This window comes from Bradyrhizobium sp. (assembly GCF_049691595.1).
In the GTDB taxonomy this organism is placed as follows: Bacteria; Pseudomonadota; Alphaproteobacteria; order Rhizobiales; family Xanthobacteraceae; genus Bradyrhizobium.
In genome coordinates this window covers 1-1540 of the sequence record NZ_JBAVNZ010000301.1, presented here as the reverse complement: position 1 = coordinate 1540, position 1540 = coordinate 1, and the positions used below count along the sequence as shown (strand labels likewise).

Sequence of the window (1540 nt, the reverse complement as noted above, 5' to 3'; positions counted from 1 at the left end):
GCATAATAGCCGGCTGGCGATACCTCGAGCACGTCGCACATGATTCTCACCGGATAGTCAGCGCGGCGATCTTCGATAAAGCGAAATCTCATTTCGGAACCCCAGCAAAGATCGCGATCGACTTTTTTAAAATGTCGCGCTCCATCCGTAGCCGCTCGTTCTCTCGCTGCAAACGAGCGACCTCCGCCGCGTGGTCCGCCGACGGCAGCGTCGCCTGCGTTGTGGGGCGCCGCGCCGCCGCCGTCGGCTCTCGTCCAGCCCCACGAAGTTCAACCCAGCGCCGCAACACCGAATCGCGCAGGCCCAGCTCCTTGGCTACCGACCCGATCGAACGGCCGCTCGAAGCCACCAGATCGACCGCTTGCCGCTTATAGTCGTCCGTAAACGACCGACGTTGACGTCCTTCCATCTGACACCTCCTGGCTCATTGAGCCTACTACAGGTGTCCATCAATTCGGAGGAGGCTCAGGGCGACAGCTCAAGCTTGCTCGCGATCATTGGTTGGCTGCCGCGCATTGTTGCCGCACCTTTCGGGACGAGGTGATCAGTCCGCATCATGGCTGATTCGTCGACACCAAAGAAAACCGGAGAAGTACGGTGTCAGTGCTTGGTATTGCGGCGGGCCGACGGCTGCACCGACGCACGACCATATCCGGCCCCCGGTCCAAGGGCGGCACGCTGGCGCCCGATAACAAGGCGCTGGCGTGCGACCACTGCAACACCGACAAGGACAGCCGCTCGCTTGCTTCGTGGCTATTACAGGCTCGAGAAGGCTGGCGATCCGCGGGCGGCTATCGCTGGGCGATCGTTGGCATCGACGATGCTGGCGCGGAGCAAATCGGCCAGATGCTCACCTCCGCCTTCGCAAACCGCCTCCGGGCTGCGGCCGAGGAGCCGCCGACGGCGCAATTACGTCGGCGGGCGCATCATCATCATCGGCAACATCAGGGGAGAGCCGCGCGCCAATAATGTCGGCGGCGAGCAAACGCTCAATATCGGCAAAGCCGGCCAGATCGCGCAGAAAGTAGCGCCATCTCCCGGCTCTGCGGCCTCTTCCGTTACGAGCGCGCATGACGTCACCCCGCTGAAGGATCACGCCCCAACCCGTGCCTATTATTTTAAGCTTAAAAGTATGACGTGCAAAATACAAACACACAGTTCGCCTGCCTTATTTTGCGCCATTGTAAAGCCAATCGGCGGGCATCCCGGCCAGCCGCGCGCCCGCCGTGACGGCCGACGGGGAGAAGGCGCGATGCTTGCTCGTTGTCCGCTATGCCCTGATAGCGACAAAATTCCGCAAGGCAACCAAATGACGCGATGTGCCAAAACCGGAAGCGGCGGCATTTCCAGAACATGTCCGCTGTTCCCCCCAACAACGGACATTCGTCGAGGCGAGCAGCATGTCTGGTTTGGGCCAACGGACTAAACCGCTCGCGCGGTAGGGCTCCGCCGCCAAGAGCGCGGGGTGGGGAGAGATAACAGGCGCGTCCTGTCTGAAGATGAGGAGTTGCAACCCTCCCTCCAGACAGGAGCCTCCCCA

The 1540-nt window shown here is 61.6% G+C and carries 2 protein-coding genes; one reads left to right on the top strand and one right to left on the bottom strand.

What is annotated here, in order from left to right; translation table 11 throughout:
• Positions 1-88: 88 nt before the first annotated feature.
• The gene (locus WCE35_RS13435; RefSeq protein ID WP_424593839.1) at positions 89-409 is read right to left on the bottom strand and encodes a transposase; all 321 of its coding nucleotides are present in this window, start codon (positions 407-409) and stop codon (positions 89-91) included.
• 188 nt (positions 410-597) lie between these two features.
• Here WCE35_RS13435 and WCE35_RS13430 point away from each other — a divergent pair, with 188 nt between their 5' ends.
• On the top strand, positions 598-969 hold the full coding sequence (locus WCE35_RS13430) for an HNH endonuclease (RefSeq protein ID WP_424593838.1): 372 nt from the start codon (positions 598-600) through the stop codon (positions 967-969).
• Positions 970-1540 lie beyond the last annotated feature (571 nt).

Coding starts and splice junctions, on each gene's coding strand:
- WCE35_RS13435 (WP_424593839.1), bottom strand. CDS start 409: ATGGAAGGACGTCAACGTCGGTCGTTTACGGACGACTATAAGCGGCAA.